Source organism: Pauljensenia sp. UMB1177 (assembly GCF_030217965.1).
In the GTDB taxonomy this organism is placed as follows: Bacteria; Actinomycetota; Actinomycetes; order Actinomycetales; family Actinomycetaceae; genus Pauljensenia; species Pauljensenia turicensis_A.
Map to the genome: position 1 here is coordinate 251,000 of NZ_JASOOV010000001.1, position 19,604 is coordinate 270,603.

Annotated in this window: 15 protein-coding genes; 1 reads left to right on the forward strand and 14 read right to left on the reverse strand. The window is 61.0% G+C overall.

Annotated features, from left to right (window positions below; all coding sequences use genetic code 11):
• Positions 1-56: 56 nt before the first annotated feature.
• The 14 genes from QP442_RS01075 to thrC form a co-directional block, all read right to left on the reverse strand.
• Positions 57-968, reverse strand: a complete 912-nt coding sequence (locus tag QP442_RS01075) for a DUF6273 domain-containing protein (RefSeq protein WP_257878466.1) — start codon at positions 966-968, stop codon at positions 57-59.
• Complete coding sequence (locus QP442_RS01080; RefSeq protein WP_006680750.1) at positions 946-1,362, reverse strand: DUF4418 family protein; 417 nt, start codon at positions 1,360-1,362, stop codon at positions 946-948. Before QP442_RS01080 ends, QP442_RS01075 begins: the two co-directional genes overlap by 23 nt.
• Positions 1,363-1,739: 377 nt before the next feature.
• A complete protein-coding gene (gene ppdK / locus QP442_RS01085) occupies positions 1,740-4,448 on the reverse strand; it encodes a pyruvate, phosphate dikinase (RefSeq protein WP_006680749.1) in 2,709 nt (902 codons plus the stop codon).
• A 483-nt stretch (positions 4,449-4,931) separates the two neighbouring features.
• Positions 4,932-7,400, reverse strand: a complete 2,469-nt coding sequence (locus QP442_RS01090) for an ATP-dependent Clp protease ATP-binding subunit (protein ID WP_006680748.1) — start codon at positions 7,398-7,400, stop codon at positions 4,932-4,934.
• A gap of 152 nt (positions 7,401-7,552) precedes the next feature.
• The gene (gene dtd / locus QP442_RS01095) at positions 7,553-7,984 is read right to left on the reverse strand and encodes a D-aminoacyl-tRNA deacylase (protein ID WP_103633147.1); all 432 of its coding nucleotides are present in this window, start codon (positions 7,982-7,984) and stop codon (positions 7,553-7,555) included.
• Positions 7,984-9,273: a CAF17-like 4Fe-4S cluster assembly/insertion protein YgfZ gene (gene ygfZ / locus QP442_RS01100; RefSeq protein ID WP_285068017.1), complete on the reverse strand. Its 1,290-nt coding sequence runs from the start codon at positions 9,271-9,273 to the stop codon at positions 7,984-7,986. The genes dtd and ygfZ overlap by 1 nt, the downstream gene beginning before the upstream one ends.
• Positions 9,257-9,901, reverse strand: a complete 645-nt coding sequence (locus QP442_RS01105; protein ID WP_006680745.1) for an FABP family protein — start codon at positions 9,899-9,901, stop codon at positions 9,257-9,259. Before QP442_RS01105 ends, ygfZ begins: the two co-directional genes overlap by 17 nt.
• Positions 9,902-9,998: 97 nt before the next feature.
• Entirely contained in the window at positions 9,999-10,973 is a 975-nt protein-coding gene (locus QP442_RS01110) for a hypothetical protein (protein WP_219811012.1), read from the reverse strand.
• 489 nt (positions 10,974-11,462) lie between these two features.
• Positions 11,463-12,743, reverse strand: a complete 1,281-nt coding sequence (locus QP442_RS01115) for an adenylosuccinate synthase (protein WP_103633149.1) — start codon at positions 12,741-12,743, stop codon at positions 11,463-11,465.
• Between the two features lie 144 nt (positions 12,744-12,887).
• The gene (locus QP442_RS01120; protein ID WP_103633150.1) at positions 12,888-13,109 is read right to left on the reverse strand and encodes a hypothetical protein; all 222 of its coding nucleotides are present in this window, start codon (positions 13,107-13,109) and stop codon (positions 12,888-12,890) included.
• A gap of 42 nt (positions 13,110-13,151) precedes the next feature.
• Complete coding sequence (locus QP442_RS01125) at positions 13,152-14,129, reverse strand: SPFH domain-containing protein (RefSeq protein WP_103633151.1); 978 nt, start codon at positions 14,127-14,129, stop codon at positions 13,152-13,154.
• 487 nt (positions 14,130-14,616) lie between these two features.
• Positions 14,617-15,606 carry a 23S rRNA (guanosine(2251)-2'-O)-methyltransferase RlmB gene (gene rlmB, locus QP442_RS01130; protein ID WP_219585616.1) on the reverse strand — a complete coding sequence of 330 codons (990 nt, stop codon included), beginning with the start codon at positions 15,604-15,606 and terminating at the stop codon, positions 14,617-14,619.
• 233 nt (positions 15,607-15,839) lie between these two features.
• Positions 15,840-17,300 (reverse strand): cysteine--tRNA ligase, encoded by a 1,461-nt coding sequence (gene cysS, locus QP442_RS01135; protein WP_103633154.1) that lies wholly within the window; start codon positions 17,298-17,300, stop codon positions 15,840-15,842.
• 110 nt (positions 17,301-17,410) lie between these two features.
• Complete coding sequence (gene thrC / locus QP442_RS01140) at positions 17,411-18,874, reverse strand: threonine synthase (protein ID WP_285068019.1); 1,464 nt, start codon at positions 18,872-18,874, stop codon at positions 17,411-17,413.
• 75 nt (positions 18,875-18,949) lie between these two features.
• Between thrC and ispF the strand changes: the two genes are divergently transcribed.
• The gene (gene ispF, locus QP442_RS01145; protein WP_006680737.1) at positions 18,950-19,474 is read left to right on the forward strand and encodes a 2-C-methyl-D-erythritol 2,4-cyclodiphosphate synthase; all 525 of its coding nucleotides are present in this window, start codon (positions 18,950-18,952) and stop codon (positions 19,472-19,474) included.
• Positions 19,475-19,604 lie beyond the last annotated feature (130 nt).

A 19,604-nucleotide genomic window follows, 5' to 3' on the forward strand; every position in this document is an offset into this window, starting at 1 on the left:
GCGGGCCCGCGCGCTCTTCAGCGGGAGGCCCCTCAGGGAAAGACGGTCGTGCCTCATCACCCGGCACCTCCCGCGCTCGTATCGAGCCACAGGGCCGGACGGACTCCGTAGGTCGCATCGGCGGCGGCACCGGAGCCGTGGCGTACGCCCTCACGGTCGACGTACTGCGCCGTGAAGTCGTAGGTCCCCGGGGAGCGCAACCACCAGTCGGCCCGCCCCTCCTCGTCCGCGGGCAGATCGTCGTTGTCGACGGCCGCAGACAGGGCGGCCGAACCGAGCGCGGCGCGCTCGACGGCGTTGGAGATGTAGATCGAGGCCTCGGTCTCGCTCAGCGCGAAGACGCGATCCTTCGTCGCGGGGCCCGCAGCGGTGCCGGTCGTGGACTGCGGAGTGTTGGGGACCTCGACCGTCGGGACGAGGGAGAGCTCGCTTTCATTGAAAGCTGCCGCGAGGAAGTCCGAGTTCATCCATCTGCGGAGGTCGGAGCGCTCCCAGGTGACGGGCTCGAAGGGGACGCGGTGGTAGGGGGCGGCGTCGAGGGAATCGCGGCTGAGCAGCAGCAGCCTCCCGTCGATCCGGTCGAGGACGATCCAGCGGATCGGCTCCGGGCCGTTCGCGGCATCGCCGTCCTGTTCGAAGGAGCCGAACTCGATGAGATCCCCCTTCTTCGCCGAACGATAAGGGAGGGCGGGGTCCGCCTCGGTCATCCCCCGAAGGCGCTCGGCCGAGTCGGCGTACCCATCGAGGCGCGAATAGGCGCGGTAGGCCCCTTCGCGCTCGCCGACCTCTTCAAGGCGGAGAGCCTCCCGATAGGCGGCGTCCATCCGAAGGCGGTGGATCCCGAAGAGGGCGAGCGCGAGCGCAAGCAACGCGACCCCGACGACGATCGCGCGCCGCTTCCGCCTCGCAGGGGAGGGCGGAAGCGCGATGGCACGCGCCCTCACCTCAGGCGACGGTCCGCTCGCCACGCTTCGCCACGGAGGCGAGCGCCCCTGCGCCGGACAGGGCGATGAGACCCGTCATCACTCGGGTGAAGGGCTGGAATACGGTGTAGCAGCGCATGTTCTTCATCATGCACATGGGGCAGATCCCGCCGGGGACGAAGAAGAGGACGACACTCGCGATGATGGCGAGAAGCTGAAGAAGGATCCTCACACCCCTGTTCTTCACGAAAGCGGCGGTACCGAAGAGGACGACGAGGCCGATGCCTCCCGCAGCGACCGTGTTCTGACACTGGTGACAGTGCATCCAGGTGCCGTCCTCTCGACGGGGGCAGGCGGAGAAGACCGTCGTGACCCCGAGGATGAGCAGGGCACTCAACGCTGCTGGGGCGACGGCGAGCGCCAGATTCTTCTTCGACATGGGTTTGCTCCTTTGTTCTTTAACGGGCTCATATGCTGACGAGGTTGAACACATATAGTTAAGGGCATCCTTACTTAAATTGTCAATCTGCGGGCACCGCCGGACTGCGGATCGCCGGACCGCGGATCTCTCATCCTGGGATTCCGGAAACCGGAAGCGCCCGAGAGCCTTCGACATACGCGATAATCGGGCAGAAACAGCCGGAGGGCGACGTCGCCCGCTCCCGGGGAAGGCGGAGCCCCCGCTCTCGGCCACGACGGTCGAGGGCGGGGGCTCCGAGGTTCGACGGGCTCTCATCGCCGCTCATCGGCGACGGGAGAGCACGATCCGGACCGACTCCCGTTCCACGGGCGCACGATCCGGGCCGCGGAATCGGCTCAGGCCTCCTCGGTGAGGACCGCGGCGCGGCCAGCCTCAAGGCGAGCAACCGGGACGCGGAACGGCGAGCACGACACGTAATCGACGCCGACCTCGTGGAAGAAGTGGATCGACAGCGGATCGCCACCATGCTCGCCACAGACACCCAGCTTGATGTTCGGCTTGGTCGAACGAGCGCGCGTCACGCCCTCGCGGACCAGGGTGCCAACACCGTGGACATCGATGGACTCGAACGGCGAAACACCGAAGATGCCCGCCTCAATATAGTGCGGGAAGAAGACGCCTTCGACGTCGTCACGCGAGAAGCCCCAGACGGTCTGAGTCAGGTCGTTCGTGCCGAACGAGAAGAAGTCAGCTTCTTCAGCGAGATCTTCAGCGGTCATTGCTGCACGCGGAAGCTCGATCATTGCACCGATGGTGACACCGGACAGGTCAACGCCACGCTCGGCTGCGACCTCGGCGATAATGTCTTCGCCCTCTTCGCGGATCAGCTGGAGCTCGCGGACGGAGCCGACCAGCGGAACCATGATTTCCGGCTTCGGGGACAGGCCACGGGAAACGAGTTCAGCGGCTGCCTCGCAGAGTGCGCGCATCTGCAGGGCGAACAGGCCGGGCAGGTAAATGCCGAGGCGGACGCCACGCAGGCCGAGCATCGGGTTCTGCTCGTGGAAGCGACGAACCTCAGCCAGCATCTTCTCGTCAGCCGGATCAGCTTCGCCGGTCGCCTTCGCGACAGCAACCTTGATTTCCAGCTCGGACAGTGCCGGCATGAACTCGTGGAGCGGCGGGTCAATCAGGCGGACGGTCATCGACTTGCCATCCATGACCTCGAGCATCTCGAGGAAGTCCTGCTTCTGAAGCTTTTCGAGTTCGCCGAACGCTGCGGCGCGTTCCTTCGAGCCCGGTGCGGAGAGGATTGCGCGCTCAACCAGTGGGCGACGTGCGCCGAGGAACATGTGCTCGGTACGGCAGAGACCGATGCCTTCAGCGCCGAACTCGATCGCGCGACGCGAGTCGGTCGGGGTGTCAGCGTTGGCGCGGACGCTCAGGCGACGAACCTTGTCGGCGCGCTGCAGGATCTTGTCAACCGCCTTAACCAGTTCCTGGGTGCCTTCGTCGTTGCCGGCAGCAATCAGGCCAGCTTCGAGGCCGTGCGACAGGTAGGTGGTGACCGGAGAGTCGGTAACCGGGACCTCGCCGATGAAGATTTCACCAGTCTGACCGTCGATCGCGATCGTGTCGTCGGAGGTGTAGGTGGTGCCATCAATGACGACGGTGCCGGCCTCGGCGTCAATCTCGAGTGCTTCGGCGCCACAGACGCAGGTCTTGCCCATACCACGCGCGACAACTGCAGCGTGCGAGGTCTTGCCACCGCGGGCGGTCAGAACGCCTTCGGCGACAACCATGCCCGGCAGGTCATCCGGGTTGGTTTCGCGACGAACCAGAACGCACTTGACGCCGTCAGCGTGGAACTTCTCAGCTTGAGCGTTGTCGAAGGCAATCTTGCCGACTGCTGCGCCCGGTGAAGCGGCCATGCCACGTGCGATGAGTTCCTTGGCAGCCTTCGAGTCGAACTGCGGGAACATCAGCTGGGTCAGCTGATCGCCGGTGACGCGAGTCAGGGCCTCGTCGCGGGTAATCAGCTTTTCTTCGGTCAGCTGGATGGCGATACGGAATGCGGCGGCAGCGGTGCGCTTGCCAACGCGGGTCTGGAGCATCCAGAGCTTGCCGCGCTCGATGGTGAACTCGATATCACACATGTCGCGGTAGTGGGTTTCAAGCTTGCGCATGATGCCACGCAACTTGTCGTAGGAAGCCTTGTCGATATTCTCGAGGTCGGCGAGGGACAGGGTGTTGCGGATACCTGCAACGACGTCCTCACCCTGAGCGTTCTCAAGGTAGTCGCCGTACACGCCTGCGTGGCCGGACGAGGGGTCGCGGGTGAAGCAGACACCGGTGCCGGAGCCTTCACCCATGTTACCGAAGACCATAGTGCAGATATTGACTGCGGTGCCCAGGTCGTGAGGGATGCGCTCACGACGACGGTAGATGCGTGCGCGCTCGGTGTTCCAGGAGCGGAACACGGCTTCGATGGCCATATCCATCTGGGTGCGAGGATCCTGCGGGAAGTCCATGCCCTTCTGCTCGGAAACGATCTTCTTGAAGGTCTCAACGAGGCCCTTCAGGTCGTCAGCGGTCAATTCGGTGTCGCCCTTGACGCCACGAGCTGCCTTCAGATCGTCCAGGGCGTCGGAGAACAGGTCACCATCAATGTCGAGAACCGTCTTGCCGAACATCTGGATCAGACGACGGTAGGAGTCCCATGCGAAGCGCTCGTTGCCCGAGATCTTTGCGAGACCCTGAACCGAGTCGTCGTTCAGACCGATATTGAGGACGGTTTCCATCATGCCCGGCATCGAGAACTTTGCGCCTGAACGCACCGAGACAAGGAGCGGGTTGTAGGGGTCACCCAGGTGGCGTTCCATCTGATCTTCGACGCGGCGAAGAGCGGTGGTCACCTCAGTTTCCAGGGATTCGGGAACAATCGAATCCTTGAGGTATGCGCGGCATGCCTCGGTGGTGATGGTGAATCCGGGGGGAACGGGCAGTCCAAGCTTCGTCATTTCCGCAAGGTTTGCACCCTTACCTCCGAGCAGGTCCTTCATGGACTTGTCGCCCTCGGAGAAGTCATACACATATTTGACCATTGAGGTCCTCAACTTCCGTCGATCACGTAAAAGTGGCCCACCATCGGGCCGCTAGTGGGAAGAATAGCAAAAAGGGACTTAGGTCACCGAATGCTTTACCTTTGTTTTCAACATCTTTGCAGTTCGCTTAGGCAGTTTGTCGCATATATGACATTTTCAGGCTGTTTCAGTAGGGGCAGAGGTGTGCCTACGCCTCGTTCCACTTCCCATCGACGAGGCCCCTCGACGCACTGCACCTGACGCGACACACCCGAGCTCAAACACGCAAAACCGTCGCACCAAGTGCACCCGGGAACACAAAACCCACCGACACGCGTCACCGCCTACACCTCACGCGACAAAACCCCACTAAAACAAACCAAACCATCGCACCAGGTGCAGTCGGTGCACAAAACACTGGCGGGCCCACCCCAAGGGTGAGCCCGCCAGCTCTACACGGTCAACGCCGGCCGCTGACCATTGAAGGTCGCTGACCGTTGAAGGTCAGTGACTGTTGAAAGTGAATTTTCGGTCCGAACCTTCACCCTCGACACCGACCGTAACAACCTGGCCGGCCACGATCTCTCCAAAGAGGATGCGCTCAGACAGAGCGTCTTCGATCTCGCGCTGGATGGCGCGACGCAAGGGGCGCGCACCGAGCACCGGGTCGAAGCCAAGATCGGCCAGCAGGTCGCGTGCTTCGTCGGTGAGCTGCAGGTGCATGTCCTGCGCTTCCATACGCTTGGCCAGCTTCGCGATCATCAGGTCGACGATCTGCTTGATCTGATCCTTGTTCAGTGGCGGGAACACGATCGTGTCATCGACGCGGTTCAGGAACTCGGGGCGGAAGTGCTGCTTGAGCTCTTCATCAACCTTTGCCTTCATACGCGAGTAGTCATGCGTCAGGTTGTCAGCGGACTGGAAGCCCGTCAAAACACCCTTGTTAATGTCCCGCGTGCCGAGGTTCGTGGTCATGATGATGACCGTGTTCTTGAAGTCGACCTTGCGTCCCTGGGAGTCGGTCAGACGACCTTCTTCGAGGATCTGCAGTAGCGAGTTGAAGATGTCCGGGTGAGCCTTTTCAACCTCGTCGAAGAGGACGACAGAGAACGGCTTGCGGCGAACCTTTTCGGTCAGCTGGCCGCCCTCGTCGTAGCCGACGTAGCCAGGAGGAGCACCGAAGAGGCGCGATGCCGTGTGCTTCTCAGAGAACTCGGACATGTCCAGCTGGATCAGAGCATCTTCGTCACCGAACAGGAATTCGGCAAGCGCCTTCGCCAGCTCGGTCTTACCGACACCGGTCGGACCGGCGAAGATGAACGAGCCACCGGGACGATTCGGGTCTTTCAGCCCAGAGCGAGTGCGGCGGATCGACTGCGACAGTGCGCGAACAGCTTCTTCCTGACCGATGACACGCTTGTGCAGCTCATCCTCCATCTTCAAAAGCTTCGTCGTCTCAGTCTGGGTCAGCTTGAAGACCGGGATACCAGTCGACATGGCTAAGACCTCGGCGATCTCTTCTTCCGTGACCTCTGCGATGGAGTCGGATTCTCCGCCCTTCCAGGACGTTTCTTTCTCTTCACGCTGAGCAACCAGGTTGGATTCTTCGTCGCGCAGGCCGGCTGCCTTCTCGAAGTCCTGATCGTCGATCGCCGATTCCTTGTTGCGACGAACTTCGGCGATCTTCTCGTCGAGTTCACGCAACTCCGGCGGAGCGGTCATACGACGAATACGCAGGCGCGCGCCCGCCTCATCGACCAGGTCGATGGCCTTGTCCGGCAGGAAGCGATCAGAGATGTATCGGTCCGCAAGTTCAGCGGCCGCCTTGATTGCTTCATCGGTGATGATGACGCGGTGGTGGGCCTCGTAACGATCGCGCAAGCCCTTCAGGATTTCGATGGTGTCCTCGACAGAGGGCTCGTCGACCTTCACAGGCTGGAAGCGTCGTTCAAGCGCCGCATCCTTTTCGATGTACTTGCGGTATTCGTCGTTCGTGGTCGCGCCGATCGTCTGGAGCTCGCCACGCGCAAGCATGGGTTTGAGCATCTGGGCGGCGTCGATCGACCCTTCAGCGGCGCCCGCACCAACCAAGGTGTGGATTTCGTCGATGAAGAGGATGATGTCGCCACGCGTACGGATTTCCTTGAGGACCTTCTTCAGGCGTTCTTCGAAGTCGCCACGGTAGCGCGAGCCAGCGACCAGCGACCCCATATCCAGGCTGTAGATCTGGCGGTCCTTGATCGTTTCGGGCACATCACCGTGGACGATTGCTTGCGCCAGTCCCTCGACGACGGCGGTCTTACCAACGCCGGGTTCCCCGATCAGAACCGGATTGTTCTTGGTGCGACGCGAGAGGACTTGCATGACGCGCTCCATCTCGACGCGACGACCAATCACCGGGTCGAGCTTGTTATCGCGAGCAGCCTGGGTCAGGTTGCGACCGAACTGCTCTAGAACCGCAGAGTTCTGGCGTTCGTGCGTGGAGGATCCGCCGACGCCCGCGCCGACAGATTCACGTCCTTCACCTTCGCCGCGCTGGTATCCGCTGAGTAGCTGGATCACGTTCTGACGGACCTGGGAAAGGTCAGCGCCACGCTTGGTCAGGACCTGGGCGGCGACGCCTTCACCTTCTTTCAGCAGGCCGAGCAAAAGGTGTTCGGTGCCGATGTAGTTGTGGCCGAGCTGCAGTGCCTCACGCAGTGATAGCTCGAAGACTCGCTTTGCTCGCGGTGTGAAGGGGATGTGACCTTCAACCGTCTTTTCGCCTTCGCCAATGATCTCAATGACGGACGCGCGGACGTCGTCATCGTTAATGTCCATCATCGCGAGCGCCTTCGCGGCGACGCCTTCACCTTCGGAGATCAGGCCGAGCAAAAGGTGCTCAGTCCCGATGTAGTTGTGTTTGAGCCCGCGCGCTTCATCCTGCGCGAGGACGACGACGCGCCTAGCTCGGTCGGTAAACCGTTCGAACATGTCATTCCCTTTGCGTCCGGGGACCGCGCCAACACGCGGAGTGATTCTTCAACTGAAACCACACTAAGCGAGCGCACGATTATATGCGCGTTAGTTCGCCATGGGGTGAAAAAGGAATATCGACGAGGCCGATCGGCTCCCGGCTGTTTCAGTTACGCTTCGGATTCCACCAGTACGGTGAACGGGCCATCATTGACCAGCGAAACTTCCATCATCGCGCCGAATTCGCCCGTTGCTACTTCGAGGCCGCGACCTCGTAAATCGGCGACAACCGCATCGACGAGAGGCTGTGCTTCATCGCCCGGGGCGGCATTCACCCACGAGGGGCGACGCCCCTTGCGCGTATCCCCGTAGAGCGTGAACTGCGAAACCACCAGGATCGGAGCACTGAGTTCCGAGGCGGACTGCTCATCACCGAGAATGCGAAGTTCCGCGATCTTACGGGCGACAGTCGCAACCTGCTCCGCGCTGTCTCCCCTTTTCACGCCGAGCAACACCATCAGGCCCGGGCGATCAATCGCCCCGACAACCTGACCGTCAACAGACACGGAAGCGCTGGTCACGCGCTGAATAACCGCGCGCATCAGCGGGCTCCCAACGCGCCCAGGCCACCGATCGGCGACACGTCATGGCGACGCAGATCAGGATTATTCAAATCAGCGCCCGGACGTGTTTCGGGGGACATTGCAGATTTGCCATCAACGGGAACAATCAGTTCCTGAGCTGCAGCAATACCACCCAAGTCGAACACCATCGACGCCGGAACGTTGCGCGCAAGCACCGCCAAAGCAATCGGACCAAGCTCTCTATGGCGAGCAACAGAGGTCACGATACCAACAACTCGACCGTTCGATTCAATGCGAGTACCTACCTCGGGAAGGTCGCCTCGTGAACCATCAAGCTGCAGGAACGTCAGGCGACGCGGCGGACGCCCCAAATTGAGCACGCGAGCAATCGACTCCTGCCCGCGATAGCAGCCCTTATTCGTGTGGACCGCGGTGCGCAGCCAGTCGACCTCAGCCGGAATCGACCGCGCGTCCGTGTCGACACCCAAGCGCGGGCGCCACGCAGCAATACGCATCGCCTCCCACGCAAGGAACCCCGCAGGCTTCCGCTTCGCATCAGTGGCCAGCCAGTCGGTAATAAACTGCTTCGCCCCGTCGCGATGCACAACATGCAAACATATCCGTGAACGCGCGCCCGGATGAGAGCCCTGGAAGTATTCCGTGCCTCCCTCGGTCACGCCCGGCCACGGATCGTTCCACGTCAGCACGAGGCCGGGAAGTCCGGTAGCTGTATCCGTGTCACTGCCCGCGGTCGCGAACACCGTCACGTCAGAGCGCACATCAACCTGCACGCGCAGAGCAAACTGCATCGAACGCAGGAACTCCGCTAGACCTTGGGTGTCATGGCCTTCACAGATCAGCCACGTGTTCTCACCGTCGTCCGCTACTGCAGCCTGGTGCTCAATATGACCCTGAGGATCCAGAACCAGAAGCTCCTTCGAATCCCCCGGGCCCATACCCGTGACAATCTGCGTCGTAATGCTGGTCAGCCACGTCTGACGATCCGCACCAGACACGGTGATGACGCCCAAGTCTGCGCGATCCGTGATCGCGCGCCCCTCTTCCAAGGCCCACTGTTCCCCCAAAGGGTCGCCGTAATGCAGGGCAATCGGCGTCACGGGGATCGCAAAGGTCTGTGGCTCCGCCCCTTCTTCAGGGGTGTCAGCTTCTTGAGCGCGGGTGGCCTGGTCCCCTAGATCGTCGGACGTGAGAATCGCACCCGGCCACGTGGCAAGCGGAGACAGCCACTCGTCAGCAGGCGAATCCGACGTAGTGGAAGAAACGGGGGAATCAGACAAGGAAACCACTCTCAGCCTGGGCGTCAATGCCTTCAACGGCTTCGCCCGACGCGGTGCGCGCCTGCTCGGTACGCATCAAGCGGCCTGAGAACTCAACTCCAGCTTCGCCACCGACAATAGTCTTTTCCTGCGTCCACATGAGCTCACCCGCAACCAGGCCGTACATGCGACCCAGGTGTTCGACCTCTTGCGCCTTCGCGTCACGCGCAATCGCATCCGACACCATCTGCACGCGCGGGCCAACTCCCACGCCCGCCCACAGCACACCAAGACCATTCGTCAAAGCCGAAGTCGCCGTGAACTCGCGCGGCACATACTGACCCGGCGGAGGCAGTTCATCCGTGCCCGGCATCACCGACACGTACATCGTCTCTTCGACCAAAAGCTCACCGCGACCAATGTGTGACAGCCCCTCGGCAGCGTCCCACGTCGGCTCAATCTCAACGCCGGGAGCCGGAAGCCCCTGGTAAATCGACGTGGTGAAACGCATCTGCTCACCACAAATCTCACCGCGCATCTCTTCAATGATCGCAGTATCCGTTTCAGCGCCAGCGGCCATCCCCCAGCCCTTCCACGTACCGAGCATCCACGCGAGAGGAGCAAGAGCAACAGGCAAATCAGCAGGAATAACCATCATGGAAATTAGCCTAAAGGTTTGCGCGCGCCCACGCGATATTTGGATCCGCGACCACCGCGTCAGTCAGCAGTTTCGAGGCTCGAAGCGAGGATTTGGCTCAGATGCCACCGATGCGGATCAACGCGTAAATCGGAATCGCAGCAACCAAGAACTTTGCGCAGGCGCGACCCAGCGCACCCGTCGGCGGGCGACGCGTCGTGTGATCACCTAGCAGACCATCAAGAACCACAATCGTCACACCAACAGCCACACCTTCAAGCAAACCGAAAAGAGCGGCCGCCGGGATCGGACCGATGACAGACGCAAGGCCCGGAAGAATAATCGGCGTCATCTGCGATGCGCGACCGGCAATATATGCGACAACACCAATGATTGCGCCCGAGATCGCTCCCACCGAAAGCGCACCAATCGACTGCGAACGATAGGTGTGGCCAATCTGGTCTCCCCACACAATCAGCGCAATCAAGACCGCGGCAACGGGGATCATCATGCTCCACTGCTCAAGAGAATTCAACGTGATCCACACAGCCGACGCGGCAATCAGAATCAAGGCTCCGATCGCGGAGGCAAGAGTCAAAGAGGTCGGACGCTCATTAGGACGAGTCTTCACTCGGCGTAGCACCATCACATCGGCCTCATCGACTGATTCACCTGCGATAAGAGCTTCCTGAAGAGCCCGCTCACGCTGGCGTTGCGCGATCGTTTCAGCACAATTCTCACCTGTGATAAACGAGTGATTCGTTGGCGTTGGAGCCGTGAAAATCACCGAAGCAACAATCGCAACAACCGACGCCCCAATCACCGGAACGCCATATTTTAAGTCGCCCGTCAGCGCGACCACCATCGGCAGAACAGCTGCCGAAAACGCCAACGCGATAATCGTGAGGGGAGGAAGATCCAGACCGGTAAGCGCACCCCACGTGAAGGCAAGAACAACACCGATCAGAGCAATCAGAGAAGCAAACGTCAAAGACATTGCCGGCAACGTCCACACGACCACGGTCAGAATCGAGAAAAGAAGAACGATGACCGCGGATAAGCGCATACCGGTCGCGATTGACAGGGTTGCCATCGAAAGGCGGTCGCTTAAATCGCGACGCCCTCGATGAGAATGGGGCCTCGAGGCAGGTCGAGTGGGAACAGACTCCATACGATTCATGGTCGCACATTTTGGTGGGATGTCCCACCTCTCCTCCCCTCGCTGGCGAGGCTCGCATTACGTATGCTTGTACGCGCACCGAGTTGTTAAGCCCCGGGCTCCAAACTTTGCCGCTACGAGCGGCCTTCGCGCCGACAGGCGCTTTCGGCTCGGTGTCTAATCGTTGGAAAGTGGCTGCGATGGGTTTCCTGTCGTGGCCACTTTTTCTGTTCCGCCCGTTCCCTGTAGGCCCCTATGAACGCCAAGGGATAAAACAAGGCTGGCCCGGGTGTTTCACCCGGGCCAGGCCTCGTCATTATGATCGCGGACGGTACTGCTAAGCTCACGTCAAAATCAGCGGAGTAGCAGCTCAGTCTGCGCGGGGCGAGAGATCCGCCAAACGGCGGACGGTCGCCAGCGGTGTCAGATCAGCGGGTAGCGGACGATCGTCGCTTCACGACCAGCGCCGACGCCGATCGACTGAATGCGACAACGCGACAGCTCTTCGAGGCGCGCGATGTAATCCTGCGCGTTCTTCGGCAACTCTTCGAAGGTACGGCAACCGGTGATGTCCTCTTCCCAACCGGGCAGTTCTTCGTACACCGGGACAGCGTTCTCGAAACCGACCTGGTCAAGAGGCATTTCTTCCATGCGGACGCCATCGACCTCGTAGGCGACGCAGACCGGGATGGTCGGATAGCCAGAAAGCACGTCGAGTTTCGTCAGGCAGATGTCGGTCAGGCCGTTGATGCGGGTCGCGTAGCGCATGACAACCGCGTCGAACCAGCCGGTGCGGCGAGCACGACCGGTGGTCACACCAAATTCGCCACCTTTGTGACGCAGGGCCTCACCGACCTCATCATCAAGTTCTGTCGGGAACGGGCCTTCACCCACGCGCGTCGTGTACGCCTTCGCAACACCAACAACGCGGTCGATGCGGGTCGGGCCAACACCGGTGCCAGTCAGCGCACCGCCGGCGGTCGGGTTCGACGAGGTCACAAACGGGTACGTGCCATGGTCGATGTCGAGCATGGTGGCTTGACCACCTTCAAAAAGCACCGTGTCGCCACGATCGAGCGCGTCATTCACTTCGAGGGACGCATCGCAGACCATTGGGCGGATGCGATCGGCATATGCGAGCAGTTCTTCAGTGACGGTGTCAGGGTCGAGAGTTTCCATGCCGACGGCTGCGAAAACCTCATTTTTCGGAGCAAGAGCTGCCTCGATCTTCTCGCTCAGCGTCTTCGGGTCGAACAGATCCTGAATGCGGATGCCGACGCGGTTCATCTTGTCCGCGTAGGTCGGGCCGATGCCACGGCCGGTTGTGCCGATCTGATTCTTCCCGCGAGCACGCTCGTTCGCCTGGTCCATCAGACGGTTGTAGCTGGGGATGATGTGAGCATTGGAGGAAATCTTCAGGCGCGAGCAGTCAACGCCACGCGATTCCATTTCTGCCAATTCCTGGAACAGAACATCAATGTCGACGACGACACCGTTGCCGATGATCGGGGTAACACCCTTGGACAGGATGCCCGCGGGCAGCAGGTGCAGCGCGTACTTTTCCCCGTCGATGACGACAGTGTGACCGGCGTTGTTACCGCCGTTGAACTTCACAACATAGTCAGTGTTCTGGCCGAGCTGGTCGGTCGCCTTACCTTTACCTTCGTCGCCCCACTGGGCACCGAGCACGATCACGGCTGGCATGGGTTTCTCCCCGATATTCTTGCTATACGTACGACTGTGGCCGCACCTCGCACCATTCTACCGAGATTTACGCCAGCGCGTGAGCAGTAACAGCAGACACGCTTAACGCATACGCCTTCACGTACGTATTAAGCAATAGAAATCTTACTCCGCCCCTTCATTGGGGGTTTGTTTGGGCGGGCGGCCTCGTCCCCGAAGCGGCTGAGCCTTTGCTTCACGCCCCGCATCCTTCAGCGCGCGACGCAGAATGATCTCAATCTGCGCGTTCACACTGCGCAGATCGTCTGCCGCCCACTTGGACAACGCCTCGTGGACGGCAGGATCTAAGCGCAGAAGAATTTGCTTGCGCTCATTCTTCGGAGTCATTTACTCACCCGGCGATTCGCTCCCCAATACCAACCCAGCAGGTCAGTACAGCGAGCCCGCATTCACGATCGGCTGAGTGCGCTGATCAGAGCAGAGCACGACCAGCAGGTTCGACACCATCTGAGCTTTGCGTTCATCATCAAGCGACACGATGTCATTGTCTTCCAGACGGTTCAGCGCCTGCTCAACCATGGTGACCGCCCCTTCAACGATCTGCTCACGGGCAGCGATCACAGCACCGGCCTGCTGGCGCTGCAACATTGCCTGCGCAATTTCGGGCGCGTAAGCGAGAGACGAAATACGAACCTCGACGATTTCAAGACCAGCCAGTTCGACGCGAGCCGCAACTTCGCGCGCAAGTTCAGCAGAGACGACGTCTGTACCGCCACGTAGCGAGGTTTCGCCCGGGCCGGGCTCGTCATAGGGGTGCGAAGTGGCGACGTGACGCAGCGCCGACTCCGCCTGAGCTTTGATGAATTCCTCGTACTGCTCGACTGCAAAGACCGCGCGCGCCGTGTCAGCAACCTGCCACACGACGATCGCCGCAATATTCACCGGATTACCGTCGGAATCGTTGACTTTCAGCTCGCTCGTCTCGAAGTTATGGACCTTGACGGAGACCTTCTTGCCATTCGTCAACGGTGGTACCAGCACCAGGCCCGTCTTGCGAACCGTGCCAACGTACTTGCCGAAGAACTGGCGAACCGAGGTCTGGCCAGGAGAGACGACCGCCAAGCAGGGCATCAACACCATGACGAGGAGGAACATGACCGAACCGGAGACTATTCTTGCGACACCGCCCGCTTCGCCAGCGTCATCCGCGATCGCACCTGTAACGAACAGGTAGATCGAGTAGCCGAAACCTGCGAGCAGGATCAAGGCCATCGGGAAGGCGATCGCCGATCCGAGTGCCGGCGCCTTCTTTTCCGCAATATTCACGCGCGCTTTTGCTTCAGCAAACGCATTATCAGCTACGCCTTTGACGTTGATGTGCTCTTCCTGAGCCACCGAGTGCGACATCAGTTCTCCTTTGCGACTCGCGCCAGCCGGTCGGCTAGCTCCACACGAGTGCGATATCAATATGATATCTATTTTTTAATCCGCGTCAATAGCATGTTTTTGTTTGGATACAGTGGGCGGTCTCGTGCATCATTCACGATCGCGTACTATCGACAATTCGCGAGGCCACGCGCGCAACGCCAGCCGAAAATGGGTGCTCACGCAGAATGCGTGGCACATCTGGTCAGCTGAAGGCAACCCGGATGAGCGCTCAGGAAAGAAAAGACGTACAAGGCGACGAAAATGGGCTTTCAACTGGGAAAACATCGCCTTACACGACAAAAACCGACGCCTGCCACCACCCGCACTCCGCCGAGCACCCACACATGCCTCATGCTCGCGCTCTTACGCAAGGGAAAACACGGGCACGACGAAAAAGCTGGCGACACCTACCTCAGCTGGCATCACCTACCTCGCCAGGCAATGCCTACCGTAGTTGACGGTTACCTCACTTAACCGTGGCAGCCTCCGCGCGGACGGAGGCGACCTCGTACAGGGCAATGCCGGTTGCGACGGCGGCGTTCAACGATTCGACCGCGGACGAGATCGGGATGGACACAATCTGGTCGCAGGTTTCGCGGACCAGGCGGGACAGGCCCGCCCCTTCGGCGCCGGTGACAACGACCAGCGGCGCATCGGCGAGCTTCAACCCGCGCAACGACGCGTCTCCCCCGCCGTCAAGGCCGATGACGAACATACCGTTCTTCTTGCATTCCTCGAGGGCACGGACCAGGTTGGTTGCACGCGCGACGGGAACTCGGGCGGCTGCGCCAGCAGAGACCTTCCACGCGGTGGTGTTGACACCTGCGGAGCGACGTTCCGGGATAATGACACCGTCGGCACCAAATGCTCCGGCAGAACGGAGAACTGCGCCCAGGTTGTGCGGGTCGGTCACTTGGTCGAGCGCGACCAGCAGGGGCGTTCCAACCTTCTGGAAGGATCCGACGATCAGGTCTTCGACGTGCGAGTATTCGTATCCGCGCACCTCAACGGCTACGCCCTGGTGGACTGCGCCCTCAGTTGCGACGTCGAGGTCGCGACGGGTGACCTCGAAAACAGGGGCCCCCATGTGGGTGGCGAGGCGGATGACCTCTTCGACGCGGTCGTCTTTCACATTGTCGAGCACGAAGACACGTTCAATCGGCACGTTGGCGCGGACAGCTTCGGCGACGGGGTTGCGACCGGCGATCAGTTCGTGGCCGGGTGCGACCTTGATGGATGACTTGGCGCGTGCGCGCGCGATCGCTGCTTCCCGAGCTTCGCGTGCTTCCCGCTGGATCTTGCGCTTGTACGCGGGATGGTAGGTCCGGTCTTCAGCCTTCGGGGTCGGCCCCTTACCTTCGAGCCTACGACGCGAGTGCCCGCCGGTGCCGACTTTCGCGCCCTTCTTCGATCCGGGTTTGCGCACTGCGCCGCGACGACCGTCGTTTCCCGCCATGAGTTTCACCTATCGTTCGTTGGTCTCGCCTCCCGGCGAGCAGTTCAGATAGCAAGCCTATCGGCTCCCCGACTGTTTTCCCGCACGATATCGCCATTTGCGGTAGGTATCACGGCGCACTTTCTCTTGTTCACCAATTGACGAGGCCGAGAACGCCAGCGATTTCCAGCTTTCGCTCCGATTATCGGCCTTGGCAATTCCTCGCGAGAAACGTGCCTGCGATCAACGGAAGGTCAGGCGAGTTTCCAGGTTGCTCCATCACGCCCGTCAGCGACTTCGATTCCTGCGTTCGCGAGGCGGTCGCGAAGAGCGTCTGCGCGCGCCCAGTCCTTTTCGGCGCGAGCCTGCGCACGTTCTTCGATGACGGCCTGAACGAGGGTGTCGAGCGCGTCGTGTTCGCCAGATCCCGCACCTCCAGCTGTTCCAGCGGAGCCTAGTCCGCTTCGCCACTGCTCGGATGCGGGGTCAAGTCCAATGACATCAAGCATGGAGCGCACCAACTGCTGTTCACGTCGGACCGCTTCGGTGTCGCCCGCTTCGATGGCAACGTTGCCGGCCTTCATGTGCTCGTAAATGACGGCAAGCGCTCCGGCCACGTTCAGGTCATCGTCCATTGCGGTCACGAAGCCCTCGGGTAGTTCGGACGCAGGCAGTGCAATTTCGGAAGCGGGAACCTCGTCTGCAATCGCAATCGCGCGTTCCACGAAGGCGGAAAACTTCGCCCATGCAGCGGCAGCAGCTGGCATGGTTTCAGGGCCCCACTCAATTCCACTGCGGTGATGAACGGTCGAAAGCGCCCACCGAACGGCAGCAGCCGGATGCTCTGCAGTCAGAGCGTCGATGGAGAGCACATTGCCCAGCGACTTCGACATTTTTTCGCCCTTCATGGTGACCCACGCGTTGTGAACCCAGAGGCGCGCGAATCCCCAACCTGCTCCGTGTGACTGCGCTTGTTCATTCTCGTGGTGCGGGAATCGCAGGTCGATTCCACCGCCGTGAATATCGAATTCGTCACCCAAATAGCGCCGCGACATCGCAGAGCATTCGAGATGCCAGCCCGGGCGGCCTCGTCCCCACGGAGAATCCCAAGCCGCAGTTTCCGGCTCGCTTGCCTTGGCTGCCTTCCAGAGCGCAAAGTCGCGAGGGTCGCGCTTGCCCGCTTCCACGGCGGCGTCGATCTGCGCCTCGTCTTCGGTGGTGCGCATGTCGTCGAGCTTCTGGCGGGTCAGCGACCCGTAATCGTCCTGGCTGGCAACGGAGAAGTAGACGTTGCCCTGGCCGTCGGCGTAGGCGTGCTCGCGCTCGATCAGGCGGTTAATCAAGTCAATCTGGTCCGGAATATGCCCGGTCGCGTGAGGTTCGTAGGTCGGTGGCAGAACACCGAGGGTCGCATACGCTTCGGTGAATTCGCGCTCGAAACGCTGCGCCCACGCCCACCATTCAACGCCCGCGTCGGCGGACTTGTTGAGGATCTTGTCATCAATGTCGGTGACGTTACGGATGTAAGTGACGTCCAGACCATTGCGCTTCAGCCAACGAATCAGCGAGTCGAACGCGACGGCCGCGCGCAGGTGTCCGACATGCGGCGCACCCTGCACCGTCGCGCCACACAGGTAAATCCCCACTTTCCCCGGGTTTACAGGAACCAGTGGCTGCAGGGTGGCGGACTTCGAGTCGTACAGGTGAAGCGTCATAGTGCCATGCTACCCGCGTCGGCTCCCACGGTACGAGGCCGCCTCCACTTTTAGGACTGCGTAACGCGACGAAAGGGCGGGGTGGCACAGGGGACAGGCGTTTCGGAAGCTCAGTTTCTGGGCGTGATCTTTTCTTCGATCAGAGCACGCAGGGCGTCGGCGTCGTTCGGCAGGCTCACGACGCGTTGCTCGCCACCCTCAATATCGGCGAATCGGGCGGGAACGGTGGGTTCATGGCCGGTTGCCTCGCGGATCGTGTCGGCAAACTTCACGGGAAGCGCAGTTTCCATGACGACGGTCGGCCCGCCCAGGCGCGGTGCCCACTGGCGTGCGACGTGCATGCCGTCCGCGGTATGCGGGTCCAGCAGGTAGCCGTCGTTTTCTTCGGTGAAGAGAATCTGTTCCAGGCGGTGAGCATGGTTTGAGGTGCCCGACACGAAGCCGTAGTTTTCGCCAAGGGCGGCAAATTCTTCAGTGCCGGACAGATCGAAGAAGCCGTCCGAGTTCAGGACCTCGCCGAACAGCTGAGCGGTACGCTCCCCGTCGCGACCAAGCAGGTCGAAGATAAAGCGCTCGAAGTTGGATGCCTTCGAAATATCCATCGACGGCGACGAGGTTGCCAGTGTTTGAGCCGAAGAACGAACGCGGTAGACACCGGTGCGGAAAAACTCGTCAAGAACATCGTTCTCGTTCGTGGCCACAACAAGCGTTCCCAGTGGCACACCCATCTGTCGCGCCACATGGGCTGCGCAAATATTGCCGAAGTTGCCCGAGGGAACGACGACGTTCACTCGGCAATCCAGGTCGAGGCCACCGTCCGCACCTCGTGCCACCTGCAACCAGGTCGCGACGTAATACACAACTTGGGCGAGCAGGCGCGCCCAGTTGATCGAGTTAACCGCGCCCAGATGCCATTTCGCCTTAAAGTCAGGGTCCATGTTGACCGTCTTCACCAAGTCCTGACAGTCATCGAATACGCCCTCAACTGCGACGTTCACAATGTTGTCGTCCAGCAGAGAGAACATTTGCGCGCGCTGGAATGCTGTCATGCGTCCGGCCGGAGTAAGCATGACGACCGACAGGGCATTCCGGCCTCGTAGCGCGTACTCGGCAGCAGAGCCGGTATCACCACTGGTCGCACCCACAATCGTCAGCCAATCTCCACGGCGGTCGAGCTCGTACTCGAAGAGTTCGCCAAGCAACTGCATCGCCATGTCCTTGAACGCTGCCGTCGGGCCATTCGACAGGTGCGACACCCAGACTCCGGACTGGAGGTGCGTAACCGGAACGATCGCCGGGTCGCTGAACGCGGGCGTGCGGTAGGCGCGAGCGGTAATCGCCTTCAGGTGCTCGGAGGGAATGTCGTCAATGAACAGTTCAAGAACGCGGGCAGCGAGCGCCGCATAGCCTTCATCTGCGAGGACTCGACTGAGTTCTTCGAGGTCTGTCGCGCCCAGTTGCGGGTAGCTTTCAGGCATGTAGAGGCCGCCGTCGGGAGCGAGGCCCTCAAGAAGGATGTCGCTGAACGAGCGCGCGTTGTCGGCCGAAGATTGGCGAGTCGAAATGTACCGCATGCGCCGATCCTATCGGGGTCAGGCTGTCGTGCGAGCTCCGTCCCAAATCCGCGTCGCACCGGCTAGCCTTGAAGCATGACTGACACCGCTCACTCCACTCCCGTCCCCTTCCGCGTTGGCCAAGCGATCGACGTTCACGCGTTCGCAGTCGCAGACGAGTGTGGGAATCTGCCCGACAAAACTCTCATGCTCGCGTGTTTGGAGTGGCCGGGCGAAACCCCACTGGAGGGTCACTCTGATGGCGACGTTGCAGCTCACGCAGTGTGCGACGCGATTTTGGCGGCGACCGGCCTGGGCGAAATGGGAAGCGTGTTCGGGACCAGTCGACCCGAGTGGTCGGGCGCATCCGGCGAACAATTCCTTGTCGAGGTATGCCGAATGGCGCGCAAAGCTGGCTGGCACATCGGTAATGCGACCGTGCAAGTGATCGGCACAAAGCCTCGCATGGCTGCGCGTCTACCCGAAGCGTGCCAGCGGATGAGCGAGATCGTCGGCGCCCCCGTTTCCGTCAGCGCCACGACGACGGACGGGCTTGGGTTTACGGGACGAGGCGACGGCTTGGCAGCAACAGCGGTTGCGCTCGTCGTTCGGGCTCAGTAGTTCGCCAGCACGAACGAGGTCACGGGGAAACCGCGGGTGAGTACCCGCGAAGAAAACGGCGGTCGAGATCCCCCGCGACAAGCGCACCTCAAGAATCGGGAAGAGAACAGAGGCGAGCAGGCAGAAAGAG

What these genes read in the sequence shown, in the direction of transcription:
- QP442_RS01110 (WP_219811012.1), bottom strand. Translation starts at nt 10,973, where the DNA reads ATGGCAACCCTGTCAATCGCGACCGGTATGCGCTTATCCGCGGTCATC.
- QP442_RS01125 (WP_103633151.1), bottom strand. Translation starts at nt 14,129, where the DNA reads ATGTCGCACTCGGTGGCTCAGGAAGAGCACATCAACGTCAAAGGCGTA.
- QP442_RS01115 (WP_103633149.1), bottom strand. Translation starts at nt 12,743, where the DNA reads ATGCCAGCCGTGATCGTGCTCGGTGCCCAGTGGGGCGACGAAGGTAAA.
- cysS (WP_103633154.1), bottom strand. Translation starts at nt 17,300, where the DNA reads ATGACGCTTCACCTGTACGACTCGAAGTCCGCCACCCTGCAGCCACTG.
- QP442_RS01120 (WP_103633150.1), bottom strand. Translation starts at nt 13,109, where the DNA reads ATGACTCCGAAGAATGAGCGCAAGCAAATTCTTCTGCGCTTAGATCCT.
- QP442_RS01080 (WP_006680750.1), bottom strand. Translation starts at nt 1,362, where the DNA reads ATGTCGAAGAAGAATCTGGCGCTCGCCGTCGCCCCAGCAGCGTTGAGT.
- QP442_RS01105 (WP_006680745.1), bottom strand. Translation starts at nt 9,901, where the DNA reads ATGATGGTTATTCCTGCTGATTTGCCTGTTGCTCTTGCTCCTCTCGCG.
- QP442_RS01090 (WP_006680748.1), bottom strand. Translation starts at nt 7,400, where the DNA reads ATGTTCGAACGGTTTACCGACCGAGCTAGGCGCGTCGTCGTCCTCGCG.
- dtd (WP_103633147.1), bottom strand. Translation starts at nt 7,984, where the DNA reads ATGCGCGCGGTTATTCAGCGCGTGACCAGCGCTTCCGTGTCTGTTGAC.
- thrC (WP_285068019.1), bottom strand. Translation starts at nt 18,874, where the DNA reads ATGCGGTACATTTCGACTCGCCAATCTTCGGCCGACAACGCGCGCTCG.
- ispF (WP_006680737.1), top strand. Translation starts at nt 18,950, where the DNA reads ATGACTGACACCGCTCACTCCACTCCCGTCCCCTTCCGCGTTGGCCAA.
- ppdK (WP_006680749.1), bottom strand. Translation starts at nt 4,448, where the DNA reads ATGGTCAAATATGTGTATGACTTCTCCGAGGGCGACAAGTCCATGAAG.
- rlmB (WP_219585616.1), bottom strand. Translation starts at nt 15,606, where the DNA reads ATGGCGGGAAACGACGGTCGTCGCGGCGCAGTGCGCAAACCCGGATCG.